Origin of the sequence: Flavobacterium gawalongense (genome assembly GCF_007097265.1) — a bacterium.
Lineage (GTDB): Bacteria > Bacteroidota > Bacteroidia > Flavobacteriales > Flavobacteriaceae > Flavobacterium > Flavobacterium gawalongense.
This window is the reverse complement of record NZ_VJZP01000005.1, coordinates 36,807-53,078: the sequence shown is the minus strand read 5'-3', so window position 1 is coordinate 53,078 and position 16,272 is coordinate 36,807. Positions and strand designations below refer to the sequence as shown.

Here is a 16,272-nt window from a genome sequence, read left to right as displayed (position 1 = left end):
TTTCAGTCTCAGTTTTCAGTAGATTCGTTCTGAAAACTGAGACTGAGACTGCAAACTACGAAATTAGTTCTCTTTCAATAAAATAATTAACAATAGCTTCTTTCATTAAAACCGATTGTTCTCCCGCTTTTAGTGGCGGTAATTCCTCTTTTACTTTGTAATGAGGCCATCCTTCTTCATCAAAAAATTCGAATTCATAGAATCCATAAGGCTCTAATAACCTGCAAATCGCGATGTGCATCAGGTTTAATTTTTCGTCTTTCTTGTATTCGCTATGTACTTTCCCGAGTTCTTGTACTCCAATCAGATAAATAATAGCATCGAGATCTAAATCTTCCCCTTGAGAAAATTGATTAGAAAGTATATTTACAAGCTGTTCCCAGCGTTCTTTAAGTTGTGTGTCTCTTGACATTTTTATTTTTGATTGCAGATTAACGACTTTTGATTGTAGATTTTCAAAAATAGTAATCGAATTATTTTGACAAAGATAAGAACTTGAAATTTGGCAATTGATACCGAACAATTCTTTTATATTTGCACTTTTTCTTTTATAAAATATAATTATGAGTTTTTTAGATATCGTTTTGGGTGGATTACTTGCCTTTGCTTTGTATAAAGGCATTAGAAATGGTCTTTTTGTTGAATTAGCTTCTTTAGTTTCAATAATAGTCGGGATTTATTTTGCCATAAAATTTTCCTCACTTATAAAAGGACTGTTGGCAGGATTTGTTCATTGGAATCCCCATACCATTCAAGTGATTGCTTTTGTGCTCACTTTTATCCTTGTTGTGATTGGAATATCATTATTGGAAAAATTCCTTACCGGAATAGCGGATTTTGCTTATTTAGGTTGGATTAACAAATTGGGTGGTGGATTTTTTAAGGTTTTAAAAACTGTTTTGATATTAGGTATTGTATTCGCTGTTTTCGAAAAAATAAATTATCATAATTTTATAGCCAAAAAAGAGACATTGGATAAATCTCTATTTTATAATCCCATCCAAAAAACAGCTAGATTTATGTATCCTTCCATAGAGAAATGGTACGATGGTTTGAAGAAGAAGTAATCAGTGTTCAGTTTTTAGTGGTCAGTAATTGGACACTCTGTTTTAAGTTTCGATTTTGTAAAGCGATTAGCCAATATTGTTTGTTAATTCATTTATTCCAATTTGAATGCTGAACACTAAAAACTGAACACTGAATACTATTATTTCACTTCCTTTATCGCGCTACTCTCGATCCAACCTTCGGTTCCATCCGTTAATTGCACTTTTTTCCATTTTCCAATGATTTCCTCCACGTACACTTTGGTCCCTTCGTGCAACATAAAGATTGCCTGACCTCCATTTCTGGGTTCGCTTTTTGCATCTGCTATTTCGGCAAAAACAATAGCCGGTTTTTCAGTATCAAAATGGCTTTTCTCGAAAATCGCTGATAAAACACTTATTAGAATCAGAAAAATAAGTACAACCATTCCAAAAAAGAATATTCTTTTGGATACTGTTGTTTGTGAAAAATAATATCCCAGAAAAAACAATAAGAATGATGTTGCAAGTCCAACAGAAATCCACGCCCAGGTATTGTAATGATAGATTCCCGTGAAATCACGGACTAACTTTCCAAAACCAACTTTTGGCACTACTTTAATTTCATCAATGGTTCTTTTTTGAGCAAATTTTAAGTTGTTGATACTTTCGCTATCATTTGGATTGAGCACTAATGCTTTTTCATAATTGTAAATGGAAGGTGCTACTTTATTCAATTTATAATACGCATTTCCCAAATTAAAATACAATTCTGACGAATGTTTGTTGTCTTTCAAAACACTTTCGTAAGCTGTAACAGCTTCCTCATATTTCCCTTTTTCGTAAAAGGCATTCCCTTTTTCAAAGCCATTTTGGGCAAAGAAAACTTGGGTTGAAAGTAAGAGTATGTATAGTATATTTTTCATTTCTATTTTTATTTACCCGGAGGCACTACTTCATTTTTTTTGCCACGAAGGCACAAAGACGCAAAATTAGTTAACTCAATAATTAGTCCAATCTGCGTTGTGTCTTAGTGTCTATTTTAAATAGATATTTAAACAATCTGTTTTTCTAAGTCAGAGATTATCGCTACCGCTTTATCAAAATCCTGTTGTATCGTAACACTTGACGATGGTGCATATCTGGCCACTTCACAGTTTTCTGTAAGTGCGATAAAATCATTCACCGCTTCTGGATTAGCATTTCTCGACAACAAGAATTCCTGAATATTATCCTTGCTCATTTCTGAAGTCTCAATATGTAATTTAGCTTTCAGGAAATTATGCATCGCTTTTTCAAGTGCAATATAAAACAGTTCTTTGTTGTTGATTTGTTTTTTGGCTTCCGATAAATATTTCTTTGCCAATCTATTATTCATTCGGATTCTATTTCCGGTAATATCACCGTCAATAGCTTCTTTTTTCTTTTTGAATAATACAATCAAAGGCAATAATAGAAACGGGAAAAATAGCAATCCATAAAATAAATTAGAACCGAAGAAATCTTTTTTATTCATGTTCAAAAGATTGCTTTTTAACTTGATGAATTTGAATTGTTCAACGTTTGTAATTTTATTTTTGTTCTCCCCTGAATTCGAAGCTGTAGTAGCATCCGAAGCTGTAGGACCATTGAGAACATTAATCATTATCTCTGGTGAACTTAGTGTTTTATAGGTTTCTGAACCCAAATCAAAATAAGAAAACTTTAATGGTTTTATAGGATAATCCCCTTTGTACTGTGGTATAATAGTATAACTATCAGAAATTTTTCCTGACATTCCTGAAAGCGGTGTATTCACTTGCTCATTATGAACCGCATCATACATTTCCAGCGCATTTGGCACAACCGGTTTTGGCAAGCTGAATAGTTTCATATTCCCTTTTCCAGTCACACTTACAACCAAATCAAGGCTTTCTCCGTTTTTTAAATCGGTCTTTGATGGTGTTACTTTAAAACTAAAATTCCCAACAGCTCCAGAGAAATCTTCTGGTTTTCCTGCTTCAGGAAGTGGTTTAACGGTTATTGTTTTTGTTCCTGCAGAAACTCTTTTGTTACCCTCATTAACAATTACACGTCCAAACATATCTCTGCGATTTGTAGGCAATTGCACATCAATATCTAATGACAAAGGTTCTATTGCTAACTTTCCGGATTTTTGCGGATATAAAACGGTTTTTCTCAATACCACATAACGGTATTTTTGCCCTTTAAACATGCCTTCCTCAGCAACAAGCTGTTTGATATCGATGTTCTGACTCCAAAAGTCGTTGTACTTTGGTTTGTTTAATTCTCGCCAATTGGTAATTCCAATATTATAACTGAAATACAATTTATAAACCACCGTAATAGGTTCGTTGATGTAGGGATTTGTCTTGGAAACATCCGCCACAAGATAGATATTGTCATCCGCAGAAACTTGAGTATCGTTAGGATCTCTAGGCTGTTCCGTTGCCGCAGTAACATTAATTCTTATGGGCGATGTTTTAAAAATTTGCCCGTTGTATTCTATCGCTGCTTGCTTGATAACTAACGATCCTTTTTGATTTGGCAAAAGAAAATAAGAATATACTTTTTCAAAAGAACTCTTCCCATTTACCCAAGACTGACTAACCTGCTGACTCGGTCCGGCAATAATTCTAAATCCTTCAAAAGATGGCTGATTAAAATTATCTCCATCTACATTCATTATAAAATCGATACGAAGTCTTTCGTTTAAGCCTAGCGTGGTTTTACTTACTCTCGCTTCAAATTGTACTTGAGCGCTAAGTGAGCTACACACCATTAAAACAAGTACTGCTATAAATCTTTTCATTTTCAAATTATCTAATTGAATTACCAATCTTTCTCCGTTTTCATTGGTTTTCCTTTTACTTTTTGGGCATTCACTTTATCCTGAACTTTCTTTTCTTCCTTATTTACCGCATCCAAAAGATTTTCTAAACGTTCTTTAGAGATTCCTCCAGGCGTCGGTTTTGGTTCCCCATTCTCATTTGGTTTAGGCTCTTTCTTATCTTTGTCCTTATCTCCTTTGTCGTCTTTTTTCTTTTTATCTTTTTTATCTTTTTCTCCGTCTTTCTTGTCGTCCTTTTTATCCTCTTTCTTCTCTTTATCACTCTTCTTGTCGTCTTTCTTATTATCATCCTTTGGCGGATTTTTTTTTAGCATTTTCTTTGCCAAAGCATAATTATAACGAGTTTCTTCATCAGCAGGATCATTTCGCAGTGCGTTTTTATAGGCTTCCACTGCTTGCGTATAATCCTTTTCTTTCATGAAAACATTTCCTAAATTATGAAATGCTTGGTGTTTATCAGGTCTTGATTTAGCGTTTTTCAATGCTTTTGCGTAAGCAAATTTAGCCTCTGCAACTTGGTTTTGCTTATAAATAGCATTCCCTAAATTGTAAGGTGCAACTGTTTTATTCGGAAATTTTGAATCCGAAATTCTATAATTAGCTTCGGCATCCACAAATTTATTTTCAGCATATTCCTCGTTTGCTTTAGGCAATATCCTGTCTTTCTGTTGTGCGTTTACAACAAAAGAAAAAAGTAATAACAGGTGTAAAATTATGTTTTTCCTCACCCCTCCCGAAGCGTCAGGACTCTCCAAAGGAGAGGGAGACGAAGCTAAATACATTTTTGTCATTCTATTTTATTTATTCTCGTTAAATAAATTCAATTTGTTTACCCAGCTTGTTTTTCTTTCCAAAAGAAAAATATCCAGAAATAAGAAAACAAAAGCAAAACCTAAAAACCATTGAAATTGCGATTGAAAGTCGGCCATTTGTGTGGCTTCAAATTCGGTTTTTTGAATATTATTTAATGCGTTTTTCACATACTCCAGCACTTCTTTAGTATTCGTTCCGTTCACATAACCGCCTTTTGTGGCTTTTGCAATTGCTTTTAGACTTTCTTGATTTAATTTGGTAATAACCACTTCATTGTTATTGTCTCTTTTAAAACTTTCGATAATGCCGTTTCTTTTCAAAGGAATGGCACCTCCTTTTTCAGTTCCTATTCCTATTGTGATGATTTTTACCCCTAATTTATTAGCTTCCTCTGCAGCTTCTTCTGCTCCTTCGGCATGGTCTTCACCATCGGAAATCATAATCAATAACTTACTCGTTTTTTTATCATCAAAATAAGTCGTAGACAGTTTGATTGCTTCGTTGAACGATGTTCCTACAGATGAAACCATGTCAGTATTCATGCTTTGCAAATACATTTTTGCAACACCATAATCAGTCGTAATGGGCAATACGGGAAAGGCACTTCCGGCGTAAGCGACAATTCCTATTCTATCACTCCCTAATTGATTGATAATTTGCGAGACAACTTGCTTGCTTTTGTCCAAACGATTGGGTGCTACATCCTCAGCCAGCATACTTTTGGATACATCCATTGCAAAAACAATATCAATTCCTTCTCGCTTTACGGTTTCCATTTTAGTACCAATCTTTGGATTTACCAATCCAAGAATCAGTCCAAGTAATGCTAATAATAACAATACCAACTTCAAAACTGGTTTAAAAACAGAGCTTTCCGGGCTTAGTTTTTTTACGATCTCTAAATCTCCAAATTCGCGTTGTTTTTTTCTTTTCCAATATAAATTAACTAGAAAAACCAGCGCCACAATGGGTAGTATAAAAAGGAGGTATAAATATTTTTTTTCGTCTAATTCCATTTTTTTCCTTTTAGTTGCAGTTTACGACTGAAAACTACGACTGACATTATATAAAGCTTTTAAAAACTGTATTTCGCAATCCTATCTCAAGTAATAACAAAAAACCTGCAAACCATACAAATGGCCTAAATTTTTCATCATAATCATAGAATTTTAATTCTTCAATTTCTGTAGTTTCCAGTTTGTTTATTGTTGCATAAATTTCGGCTAACTTGCTATTACTCGTCGCTCTAAAATATTTTCCACCCGTATTGTTTGCAATTTTTTTCATCATTTGCTCATCAATTTCAACTTTCATCATTTGAAAAAGAAATTGTCCATTTGGTGCAACTGCGTACGGAAACATTGCCATTCCGTTTGTTCCTATTCCTATAGTATATACTTTTATTCCGTATTGTTTGGCGATATCCGAGGCTGTGTCTGGCTCAATAAATCCCGCGTTGTTAACCCCGTCAGTCATCAAAATAATCACTTTGCTTTTGGCTTTACTGTCTTTCAAACGGTTTACAGCAGTAGCCAATCCCATTCCTATTCCTGTTCCGTCTTTTAGAATGTTATCGTATTTTATACTTTGGATAGCGTCCAGAATAACGGCTTTATCACTTGTTACCGGCGTTTTTGTATACGCCTCAGAAGCATAAACCACCAATCCAATTCTATCGTTTGGTCTTTCTTCAACAAAATCTGCAGCTAATCTTTTAAGCGCCTGCATTCGATCTGGTTTCAAATCTTTGGCCAGCATACTTCCGGAAACGTCAACTGCCATAACAATATCAATTCCTTTCGTAGTTTTAGTTTTATTGCTTATATCAACCGTTCTTGGTCTTGCCATTGCAACAATCAAAGAACATAAAGCCAACACTCGAAACACATTCAATATTGGCTTCAGCTTTGTTAAATAAGAAGTTGTGCCTTTAAATCCTTGTATTGAACTTATTTTTAACGTTGCTGATTGTTGGTTCTTTTTCCAAAACAACCAGACAATTGCGACTGGAATCAGAAGAAACAACCAAAAAAATTCTGGGTTTAAAAAAGTTACTTTAGCCATTATTTACTTGCTTGTTTTAATTCGACAGAGTTCAAAACTCGTTCTGATATTTCATTTGCATACCTATCCCCTTCTTCATGGAAGAGTAAAATTTGTTGTAATCCGCCTTCTTGACTAAACAATAATGCTTCATAATACATTTTAACGCTCGCTTTATTATCGCCATCAATTTGCGAGAATGTTCCGTAGGCTTTCAATCCTTTAATTCCTTCTTTGGTTTCAAAATCCTCTTGCTTAACAATCATGTTTTGGGCTCCTTGAGCTTCAAATGATTGCAATGCACCGTCCATTGATTTTGCCAAATCTATTTCTGTCTCCTGTTTGTATTTTAAAGTAGAAACCATAAGGTAAAAAGGATCTACAACACTTCCATATGCAAAAGATTGCATCTCTTTAATCAAAGCCATTCCGTTTTTAGGCAGCGTTTTGGTCAGATCAACTCTTTTCAACACTTTTGGTGTTTCTATAATAACACCTGGGTTTCCGTAATCACTTTTCACCCATTCGCCCTCCAATAATTCTTTAGTAGGATGGCCAAAAATATTGTCCTTTACATAATCAAATCCTTTGAGAACAATGAAAAAAGTCGTGATTGCCACCGCTAAAAAGACAACCGAAACAACTGCAGTAACAATACGCTTATTCCTCTTTTTTTGCAATTGAATTTGTATCTGTTTTTGTCTTTGCGCCTCATTCAATAAAGTATCTTCTTCTACTGGAACTTCCACTGGAATGGAGCTATCTAATGTCAGAATTGCTTTTTGAATCTTATTTCTATCTTCGGTAATTTCAAAATCCAATGGTTTAGATTTGGCAAATTTCACTAAATCGGCTTGTTTCAAAACACGTTCCAGATTTTCAATTGTTTCCTGAGAAAGCGTCATTTTCTTTTTGACAGAAGCCGCTCTAAGTCCCTGAATCAGTTCCATTGTAGTGCTTTCCATCGCTGGAATTTCAATTGCTTCTTCGATATAATTTCTGGCGATATCCGTCAATTCACTGTAATAGGCTTTGACTTCTCCTTTTTGCCAAAGTTCTTTTTTCTCTAAAGTATCCAGCAAATTGGTTGCTTTCTCAATTGGCGTTTTGAATATTTCCTCTTCCAGCTTTTTCTTTTGTTGTTTTTTAATGTACCAATAAACCAATGCTCCAATTCCAACAATCAATGCCAGTATTAAAGGATATTTCCACCAATCTCCTATCGAATTATCCGCAGCAGCGATATCCTTAATATCGAACATTTTTTGTTTTAAAGTATCCACCTGAACATTCGCCACTTCAACCAAAAACGAATCCGTAAAAAATGGTTTACTGTTGATAAAAATCTTTATGCTTGGAATAACATATCTACCGGAATCAAATTGGGTTAAACCATATTTTTTCACCAATTCATAACGGCCATCCGTTTTGACGGTATCAATAGGATAGGACTGAATTACCTCTAAAGCGCCAAAGTTTTTCAGGTTTGGAAAAATCACTTTAGACGATGTGTCAACAGTCGTTTTTATCGATAGTTTAAATTCCGCACCAATTTTATTTTTAATCGTGTCAATACTTGTGACTACTTGTTTTTGTTGTGCAAAAACAGCCGTAGAAAGCAGCAATAATAGTAGGTATAATTGTTTTTTCATCTTTTATTATTGAAACCTTTTGATTTTTGATTGAAGATTAACGATTTCAGATTTCTCCCGAAACTTCTATTCGTTTAACATCGAAAATCTAAATTATTTCAGATTTGTTTTAGCTGTTTTAATACTTGATACGAAAATAGAAATTAACTCATTGGCTTCTGTTTTTGCAATCGATAAATTATTTAAATCTGAGATTAAATTTGATTTTTCAATAATTTTCAAACAAACAAAACTTTCTCTTAATTCTTTTAAACAAATACCCATTTTATGAATAAAATCTTTACTGCTTTCTGCGCTTTGCGCTTCTCCATAATTTAAAGCGGGTGAAGTTCCAGATCTAATTATTTGTCCTGCCAGATGATTTCCAGCATAGTTTTTTTCAAATTTACCTGCAACAATTATTATTATCGCCGCAAAATCTATCAATCTATTTTCTAATTCTTGTTTATTCACTTACTCACTTTCTATTTTTATTTCTCCAATCTAAAATCAATTTTCCACTTCAACAAAATCTAAAATCGTTAATCTTCAATCTTCAATTTAAAATCATTGCTCCATCCCAACAAAATCTGAAATCAAAAATCGTTAATCAACAATCTGAAATCATCATCTCGATTTAAAATAGCCTAATAATTTAGTGACATAACTTTCGTCAACTCTAGTGTTTACAACACCTGAACCTGATTTACTGAATGTTTCTTTAAAATAGTTTACTTTATCGTTATATTGTTTTTCATAATTCATTCGCACCGATTTTGAACCAGTATTAATCAATTCGATTTCTCCGGTTTCAGCATCGAGCATAGAAACCATACCCAAATTGGGCATTTTTTCTTCTCGAATATCATAGACGCGAATACCTGTTATATCGTGTTTTTTGGAAGCTATTTTTAATGTCTGTTCATAATCCTCCGACATGAAATCAGAAATTACAAATACGATGGCTTTCTTTTTTTGGGTTCCCGATAAAAACTTCAAGGCTTGGGCAACATCTGTTTTACGGCTTTTAGGCTGAAATTCTATCAATTCCCGAATGATTCGCAATACGTGTGATCTTCCTTTTTTGGGTGGAATATACAATTCTATTTCATCTGAAAACAAAATCAAACCTATTTTATCATTGTTTTGAGTCGCTGAAAAAGCCATTGTTGCAGCAATCTCCGTAACGATGTCTTTTTTGAATTGGTTTTTCGAACCAAAACTTTCTGAACCCGAAATATCAACCATTAACATCATGGTCAATTCACGTTCTTCCTCAAAAACCTTTACGTGTGCTTCATTATAACGTGCAGTTACATTCCAATCAATAGCACGGATATCATCCCCGTATTGGTATTGGCGCACTTCGCTGAACGTCATTCCACGTCCTTTGAAAGAGGTGTGATATTCTCCCGAAAAGATATGATCGCTCAATCTTCGGGTTTTAATTTCTATTTTTCGTACTTTTTTTAAAAGCTCTTTTGTATCCATTTTTTTTAGTGATCAGTGTTCAGTATTGAGTGATCAGTAAGAGTATTCAGTTAATTAATTTATGTCAGTCTTTCCTATTAGTATTAAGTCTATTGTCTAAAGTTTTTTACATTGTAATTATTTAACAACAAATATTTTTGAAACGACCTAGACTGAACACTAAAAACTGAACACTGAATACTATTCTTATGGTACTTCTACTTCGTTTACGATTTTGTTAATGATATCCACTGAAGTAATATTTTCGGCTTCGGCTTCATAGGTAACTCCTATTCTGTGACGCAATACGTCATGAACTACAGCACGAACATCTTCTGGAATTACATATCCGCGACGTTTGATAAAGGCGTAACATTTTGCGGCATTCGCCAAATTGATACTTCCACGTGGCGAAGCTCCAAAACTGATTAATGGTTTCAAATCGGCCAATTTGTATTTCTCTGGGTAACGCGTGGCAAAAATGATATCAAGTATGTATTTTTCTATTTTTTCGTCCATGTACACTTCACGAACCGCTTCTTGAGCACGTAAAATTTGTTCTACTGAAACTACAGGATTTACTTTTTCATAACTTCCTTTTAAGTTTTGACGAATCACTAACCGTTCATCTTCCATTTTTGGATAATCAATAACCGTTTTCAACATGAAACGATCGACTTGTGCTTCAGGCAATTGATATGTTCCTTCTTGTTCGATTGGATTTTGCGTAGCCAAAACCAAGAATGGTCGGTCTAGTTTAAAAGTTGTATCACCAATAGTCACTTGTTTTTCCTGCATCGCTTCTAGCAATGCCGATTGTACTTTGGCTGGCGCACGGTTAATCTCATCGGCAAGGACGAAATTAGCGAAAATTGGTCCTTTTTTTATCGAAAATTCATTTTGTTTGATGTTGTAAATCATTGTCCCAACAACATCGGCAGGCAATAAATCCGGTGTAAATTGTATTCTGCTGAAAGATCCGTGTACCGCTTGTGAAAGGGTATTTATCGCTAAAGTTTTTGCTAATCCGGGAACTCCTTCCAACAAAATATGTCCCTGACCCAAAAGTCCGATTAACAAACGCTCCACCATGTGCTTTTGACCTACGATAACCTTGTTCATTTCCATAGTGAGAAGGTCTATAAAAGCACTCTCTCTTTCAATTTTTTCATTGATTGCTCTGATGTCTAAAGTCGCTGTATTTTCTTCCATTTTATTATTTTTAAAACCGTGTGTTTAATGCCTTACTTTTGAGAGTGCAAATTGAATTTTTTTTTAGAAGTAAGATGTTAAAAAATGGTTAAAACTTCGACAAATGCCCTAATTTTAAGGATGAATTATGATAGAATTTACCTATTTTTAAGAACTTTGAAAAATATACTTTGAAATCGAAGAATTAAGCATTTCAATAAAAAATAAAAACCATGAGTAAAACAAAATTATCACCTATTGTAGCAGGTGTCATGAATTGGGGAATTTGGGATAAAAATCTCAATACAACAGAAATGGAAAACATGATAAATATCTGTTTAGAAAACAAAATTACCACCTTTGATCATGCGGATATATATGGTGACTATACCACGGAATCTGATTTTGGAAAAGCATTTGCTTCCGGCAAAATAGCCAGAGAAAAAATGCAACTCATATCTAAATGTGGCATCCAAATGGTGACGGAAAATCGCACCAATACCATAAAACATTATGAGTATTCGAAAGACTACATTATTTGGTCCGTTGAAAATTCATTAAAAAATTTACACACCGATTATCTGGATGTGTTTTTGCTTCACAGACCCAGTCCTTTGATGCAGGCGGATGAAATTGCCGAAGCTGTTTTGAAACTAAAATCCGATGGAAAAATTATTGATTTTGGCCTTTCTAATTTCACTTCTTCGCAAACAGAATTGATTCGTCAGAAAACGGAAATCACTTACAATCAGGTGCAATTTTCGGCTACCAACTTTGAACCGATGCTTGACGGAAGTTTTGATTATATGCAAACCAACCACATTCGTCCTATGTCATGGAATCCGTTGGGATGTGTTTTTAGGGAAGATATTCCACAAACCCACCGATTAAAAAAATTATTGGCGACATTGGTTTCAAAATACCATTTGGGTTCCGATACCATTTTGCTGTCCTGGGTTTTACAACATCCTGCAAAAGTTATTCCTATTGCCGGAACAGTAAATGTGGCCAGAATTCAATCGTTGATGAAAGCAGTTGAATTAGAACTGGAACAAGAAGATTGGTTTGCCATTTGGACAGAAAGTATGGGGAATAATGTACCTTAATGATTTCAGATGACAGGTTGCAGATTTTGGAGTGTCTTTTAAATTTATAAATCTGCAATTCTCATTCGCTATTCCATTTATTTTAGAACAAAAAAACAGCTGTATTTTCAGCTGTTTTTTGTTCTAAAGTTCTTTTAAAATGAAAAATTACCCATGTCAGTCGTTACTCCGTTACTTACAACTACTCCCGTAATAATTTGTGGTGTTTGTGACCATGTCACAGTAGGAGGAGTAGGAAGAGTATTAGGGGTTAATGTTACCGTATACGTTCCTGCGGGAAGCCCGGGTAACAGAAATACACCGGTATCCGTATTCATAGTTGTCGTAATGGGATCATTCCCTGCCTTTACCGCCGACACCCCTACCCCAAACCCAGTTGGGAATGCAAGTGGTGAACTAGTAAGTAATGGACCAGTAACTTTGCCTGTAATACCTCCCGAAGCTTCTACCGTGGAAACCCTGACAACTGGGTGCAAATTATAAATTCCGGAACCCCCGGCTTTGACGATAGAGCCATCCACATCAAAATCCAATAGGAAATCGTATGTTTTGCCCGCCTCCAGGATTTGGTTAACTTTTAGTTTCAAACCGGATTGTTGGGCACTAGGGGTATTCAAGGGAATTGGAACAGTTTCACCTTTAAGCAATACCGAATTATCATCACCAAGCACCAATCGAATTTGCCCCAAATTCCCTGAAGGGACCAAGTCATCTGCCAATAAAGCGTTAACTCCGCCTCTCAATGTCAGCAAATCAACAATTTTGCCTCCTTCGGGAAGATTTCCAATGCTTTCCCATCCCTGATCACTGGGGTCTGAACTGTTTTTTATCAAAACATCCAACACTTCCACATTCACCTGGTCATAATCTCCCGGAGCATCGAACAGTCTCACGGTAACTCTTGCTGTTCCTGTTGAATCATTGTTGTCACACCTTGTGAAAAACAAACTCAGCAGCGTTATCGCAAAAAAGCCTAATACGTAAAATTTTATATTTTTCATGGTTTTCGTATTTTTTAGTTCTTTATTTTTAGTGAGTTTTATACGTACAAAATTAGTAAATTTAAAACGTAGAAAATTTCCTTTTAGTGCGTTTCTAAATCTAATAATCAACATTAACAATGATTAACAAACGTTTACTTATAAAAAACCTCCTTGCCCACAATGATGAGAGCAGTTTTTATGACAAAAAGCGTCAGTTGAATTTACATACCAGAGAGGGAAAAGCCAAGTTCCTCAAACACATTTGCGCCTTGTCCAATTCGAATCCCACTAATAATTCTTATATAGTGGTTGGAGTTGAGGACCAAGACAATGCCATTGTGGGTGATGACTTTTTTGACGATAGCCGGATTCAGAATTTAGTGAATGCATATCTTGAAAATCCTCCGAAAATTCAGTACGAGAATGTACCATTCCCAAATTTGCCAAAGGATAAAGTGATAGGATTGGTAACCATCAAACCAAAAAGCAAAACTTCTCATTTCAAAAAAGGAATTCATACTATTCCAGCCAATGCCGTTTTTATACGACGAGGCAGTAATACAATGCCGGTGGAAGGCGAAATCGAGAAGAATTACCAGAACACAGAAACTGTTATTGGAATCGAAAACAATTCTAGAAACAGCATCAAATATACGCTCGATGGCGTGATCGATTTCATGAATTTTCGGCACAAGGATATGTCACCAAAGTATAAAGTTTTTAAAGAATTATTCGTGATTTGCTGGGCAGGAATTGCTAAAAAATCCCGTGATAAAACCTATTTATCCCGTGTTGACATTGAACTGATAAACGAACAAATCAAGCTGTTTTACTCGGCTCAGGATGTTGTCGAAATTACTTTTGACGAGGACACTTTCACGATTATAGAATATGTTCCCTTAGGTTTAAATGACAAAACGAGTTATTATCCTTTGGAGAAACAAACCATTCATTTTCATGATAATGGTTATTACAAAATTGAAAGGGAAATGCTTTTTCAGCCACCGGAATTCAATAAGAAAATGTTGTTTCATATTTACAATTCCAATATTGCTTTGCTGAACAAACTAAAAAAAGGACTTTCGTTAACTGAAAGAGAACACAAAGATTTAGAGAACTTACCCTCGACATTCATGATTTGTTACCTCAACGGTTTTGAAGAAGCCAAACAAAAACTGATTGATGCCAAACTGCTTTTAAAACCTTTCAACCAAGTATATTTATCGTTTAAAGAAGCATTGCGAATTTTGAGAAAGATGAAATATGATGTGCAGTGAAATATTAAAAAGCAATCTTTTTAATAAATTACAGATTATTTACAAAGTATTTACGACCACAATGCCGCAAACCAAACTATAATTTCATTTATTACTTGACATACAAAACTGGTCAATAGAAGCAACAAAGCGAGAACTGCATTCATCTTATATATGTTTTAAGTTTTGGTAAAAATAACCTAAAATACTTTATCAAACTATCACCAAAAACAGTGATTTTTTTGCAGCACTGAAATAAAAATTTGAATAATGCCATTTAATGTTATACCTCTCACATTAGCTTCGGAATAAGAAGTATGATTCACTATGATTTGAATTGCCTTTGGTATTAACCAACGGAACGCAAAAAAGCAATTCTCATTGGCTTTAGTCAAAATATCGCTTTGTTTTGGTTAAAGTCAATACCAATAAAAACCTACCTATCCGTTGGTTAAAACCAACGGCAATTCATTCTAACTATATTGAAAGCTAGAAGTTTAAAAAAATTATAAAAACAAACCTCTTTTCTGCTATTTTTGTAAAAGAACAAATTGAGATAATAAGAAATGAGAACACTCGTCATAGGCGATATACACGGTGGTTTGCATGCGCTACACCAAATTATGGAAAGAGCCAACGTAACTACAAAAGATACCTTAATCTTTCTGGGAGATTATGTTGATGGCTGGAGCCAGTCCCCTCAGGTAATTGATTATTTAATTGAATTGAGTGCCAAAAACAATTGTGTTTTTATTCGCGGCAACCACGATGAATTACTGCTGCACTGGCTTAACGACAGCAAAGACAATCTTTTATGGTACAAACATGGAGGCGAAGCAACGGTTATTGCGTATGAAAAAACTAATGCGGAGACCAAGAAAAGACATATTGAATTCCTCCAATCACTGGAAAATTTTTATCTTGATGAACAAAACCGTTTGTTTATTCACGCCGGTTTTACCAATATGAATGGCATCGATTTCGAATATTTTCCAAAGCTTTTTTATTGGGACAGAACCTTGTGGGAAACCGCTTTGGCATTGGATAAAAACATGAAATCCGATGATTTATTGTATCCCAAACGATTCACATTATACAATGAAATTTACATTGGTCACACGCCTGTTTCTCGAATTGGCGAAACCACTCCGGTTCAAATGGCCTGTATTTGGAATATAGACACCGGCGCCGCTTTCAAAGGTTCTTTAACTATTATGGATGTTGATACAAAAGAATTCTGGCAGAGCGAACCTTTACCAACTTTATATCCAAGTGAAAAAGGTAGGAATTAGTTTAAAAAAAACTATTTTTGCAAGAAATTATTAAATCTCAAGAGTATGAAAAAGATTATTACGCTGGCATTATTGCTGTCATTTAGTTTGATAAACGCACAAGCTTTTAAAGGAAAAGGCGATGCGAAATTTAATGTAGGAGCTAATATTCAAAACGGAGGAACAGGAATTCAAGTATCTACTGATTTTGGAATTGGCGAAAACTTATCGTACGGATTTGTTGGATCTTATTTATTGGGCGTAAAAGAAGTTTTAGGCGAAAAACCAGAATTCAAAGATCGTTTTGATGCTAAATTTAGAATTAATGCTAATCTTGGAAACGTTTTAAAAGTTGATGAGAAATTAGATTTTTATCCAGGATTGAATTTAGGGCTTAAAAACTTTGGCGGACACGTTGGTATGCGCTATTTCTTTTCGGAAGGATTTGGAATTTATTCCGAAGCTGGTTTCCCGATAGCAAAATACGACAGCAATTCTGAAGTTTTTAATCATTTAAACAACCAATTTACTTTTAATATTGGTGCTTCGTTTAATATGTAGAATGGTTTAAGCACAAAGATTTCTCGTGAAGTTCACGAAGCAGTTTATAAAATAAAAAAAGGCCATTTGAA

At 34.6% G+C, this 16,272-nt stretch carries 16 protein-coding genes; 5 read left to right on the top strand and 11 right to left on the bottom strand.

Annotated features, from left to right (window positions below; genetic code table 11):
- Positions 1-55 precede the first annotated feature (55 nt).
- The gene (locus tag FNW38_RS04500) at positions 56-412 is read right to left on the bottom strand and encodes a hypothetical protein (RefSeq protein WP_143386955.1); all 357 of its coding nucleotides are present in this window, start codon (positions 410-412) and stop codon (positions 56-58) included.
- A 151-nt stretch (positions 413-563) separates the two neighbouring features.
- On the opposite strand from FNW38_RS04500, the gene FNW38_RS04495 reads away from it, so the two are divergent.
- Positions 564-1,067, top strand: coding sequence for a CvpA family protein (locus tag FNW38_RS04495; protein WP_143386954.1), 504 nt, complete (start codon positions 564-566; stop codon positions 1,065-1,067).
- 140 nt (positions 1,068-1,207) lie between these two features.
- Here FNW38_RS04495 and FNW38_RS04490 read toward each other — a convergent pair whose 3' ends face one another.
- The 9 genes from FNW38_RS04490 to FNW38_RS04450 all read right to left on the bottom strand — a co-directional run bounded on the left by FNW38_RS04490 (position 1,208) and on the right by FNW38_RS04450 (position 11,045).
- Positions 1,208-1,951, bottom strand: coding sequence for a tetratricopeptide repeat protein (locus FNW38_RS04490; RefSeq protein ID WP_143386953.1), 744 nt, complete (start codon positions 1,949-1,951; stop codon positions 1,208-1,210).
- A 128-nt stretch (positions 1,952-2,079) separates the two neighbouring features.
- Complete coding sequence (locus FNW38_RS04485; protein ID WP_143386952.1) at positions 2,080-3,837, bottom strand: BatD family protein; 1,758 nt, start codon at positions 3,835-3,837, stop codon at positions 2,080-2,082.
- 20 nt (positions 3,838-3,857) lie between these two features.
- Positions 3,858-4,658: a tetratricopeptide repeat protein gene (locus tag FNW38_RS04480; RefSeq protein WP_143387036.1), complete on the bottom strand. Its 801-nt coding sequence runs from the start codon at positions 4,656-4,658 to the stop codon at positions 3,858-3,860.
- Between the two features lie 15 nt (positions 4,659-4,673).
- Complete coding sequence (locus FNW38_RS04475; protein WP_143386951.1) at positions 4,674-5,705, bottom strand: VWA domain-containing protein; 1,032 nt, start codon at positions 5,703-5,705, stop codon at positions 4,674-4,676.
- Between the two features lie 46 nt (positions 5,706-5,751).
- The gene (locus FNW38_RS04470) at positions 5,752-6,753 is read right to left on the bottom strand and encodes a vWA domain-containing protein (protein ID WP_143386950.1); all 1,002 of its coding nucleotides are present in this window, start codon (positions 6,751-6,753) and stop codon (positions 5,752-5,754) included.
- A complete protein-coding gene (locus tag FNW38_RS04465) occupies positions 6,753-8,384 on the bottom strand; it encodes a hypothetical protein (RefSeq protein WP_143386949.1) in 1,632 nt (543 codons plus the stop codon). The genes FNW38_RS04470 and FNW38_RS04465 overlap by 1 nt, the downstream gene beginning before the upstream one ends.
- Before the next feature lie 93 nt (positions 8,385-8,477).
- Positions 8,478-8,837, bottom strand: a complete 360-nt coding sequence (locus FNW38_RS04460; RefSeq protein ID WP_143386948.1) for a four helix bundle protein — start codon at positions 8,835-8,837, stop codon at positions 8,478-8,480.
- Positions 8,838-8,990: 153 nt separating this feature from the next.
- Entirely contained in the window at positions 8,991-9,854 is an 864-nt protein-coding gene (locus FNW38_RS04455) for a DUF58 domain-containing protein (protein ID WP_143386947.1), read from the bottom strand.
- Between the two features lie 186 nt (positions 9,855-10,040).
- Complete coding sequence (locus tag FNW38_RS04450; protein ID WP_131990630.1) at positions 10,041-11,045, bottom strand: AAA family ATPase; 1,005 nt, start codon at positions 11,043-11,045, stop codon at positions 10,041-10,043.
- Positions 11,046-11,257: 212 nt separating this feature from the next.
- Between FNW38_RS04450 and FNW38_RS04445 the strand changes: the two genes are divergently transcribed.
- Positions 11,258-12,130 (top strand): aldo/keto reductase, encoded by an 873-nt coding sequence (locus FNW38_RS04445; protein WP_143386946.1) that lies wholly within the window; start codon positions 11,258-11,260, stop codon positions 12,128-12,130.
- A 134-nt stretch (positions 12,131-12,264) separates the two neighbouring features.
- On the opposite strand, the gene FNW38_RS04440 is transcribed toward FNW38_RS04445, so the two are convergent.
- Entirely contained in the window at positions 12,265-13,131 is an 867-nt protein-coding gene (locus FNW38_RS04440; RefSeq protein ID WP_143386945.1) for a DUF4382 domain-containing protein, read from the bottom strand.
- Between the two features lie 119 nt (positions 13,132-13,250).
- On the opposite strand from FNW38_RS04440, the gene FNW38_RS04435 reads away from it, so the two are divergent.
- The 3 genes from FNW38_RS04435 to FNW38_RS04425 all read left to right on the top strand — a co-directional run bounded on the left by FNW38_RS04435 (position 13,251) and on the right by FNW38_RS04425 (position 16,201).
- Positions 13,251-14,390 carry an ATP-binding protein gene (locus tag FNW38_RS04435; RefSeq protein ID WP_143386944.1) on the top strand — a complete coding sequence of 380 codons (1,140 nt, stop codon included), beginning with the start codon at positions 13,251-13,253 and terminating at the stop codon, positions 14,388-14,390.
- 545 nt (positions 14,391-14,935) lie between these two features.
- Entirely contained in the window at positions 14,936-15,661 is a 726-nt protein-coding gene (locus tag FNW38_RS04430) for a metallophosphoesterase family protein (RefSeq protein WP_143386943.1), read from the top strand.
- Between the two features lie 45 nt (positions 15,662-15,706).
- Complete coding sequence (locus FNW38_RS04425) at positions 15,707-16,201, top strand: DUF6646 family protein (protein WP_143386942.1); 495 nt, start codon at positions 15,707-15,709, stop codon at positions 16,199-16,201.
- Positions 16,202-16,272 lie beyond the last annotated feature (71 nt).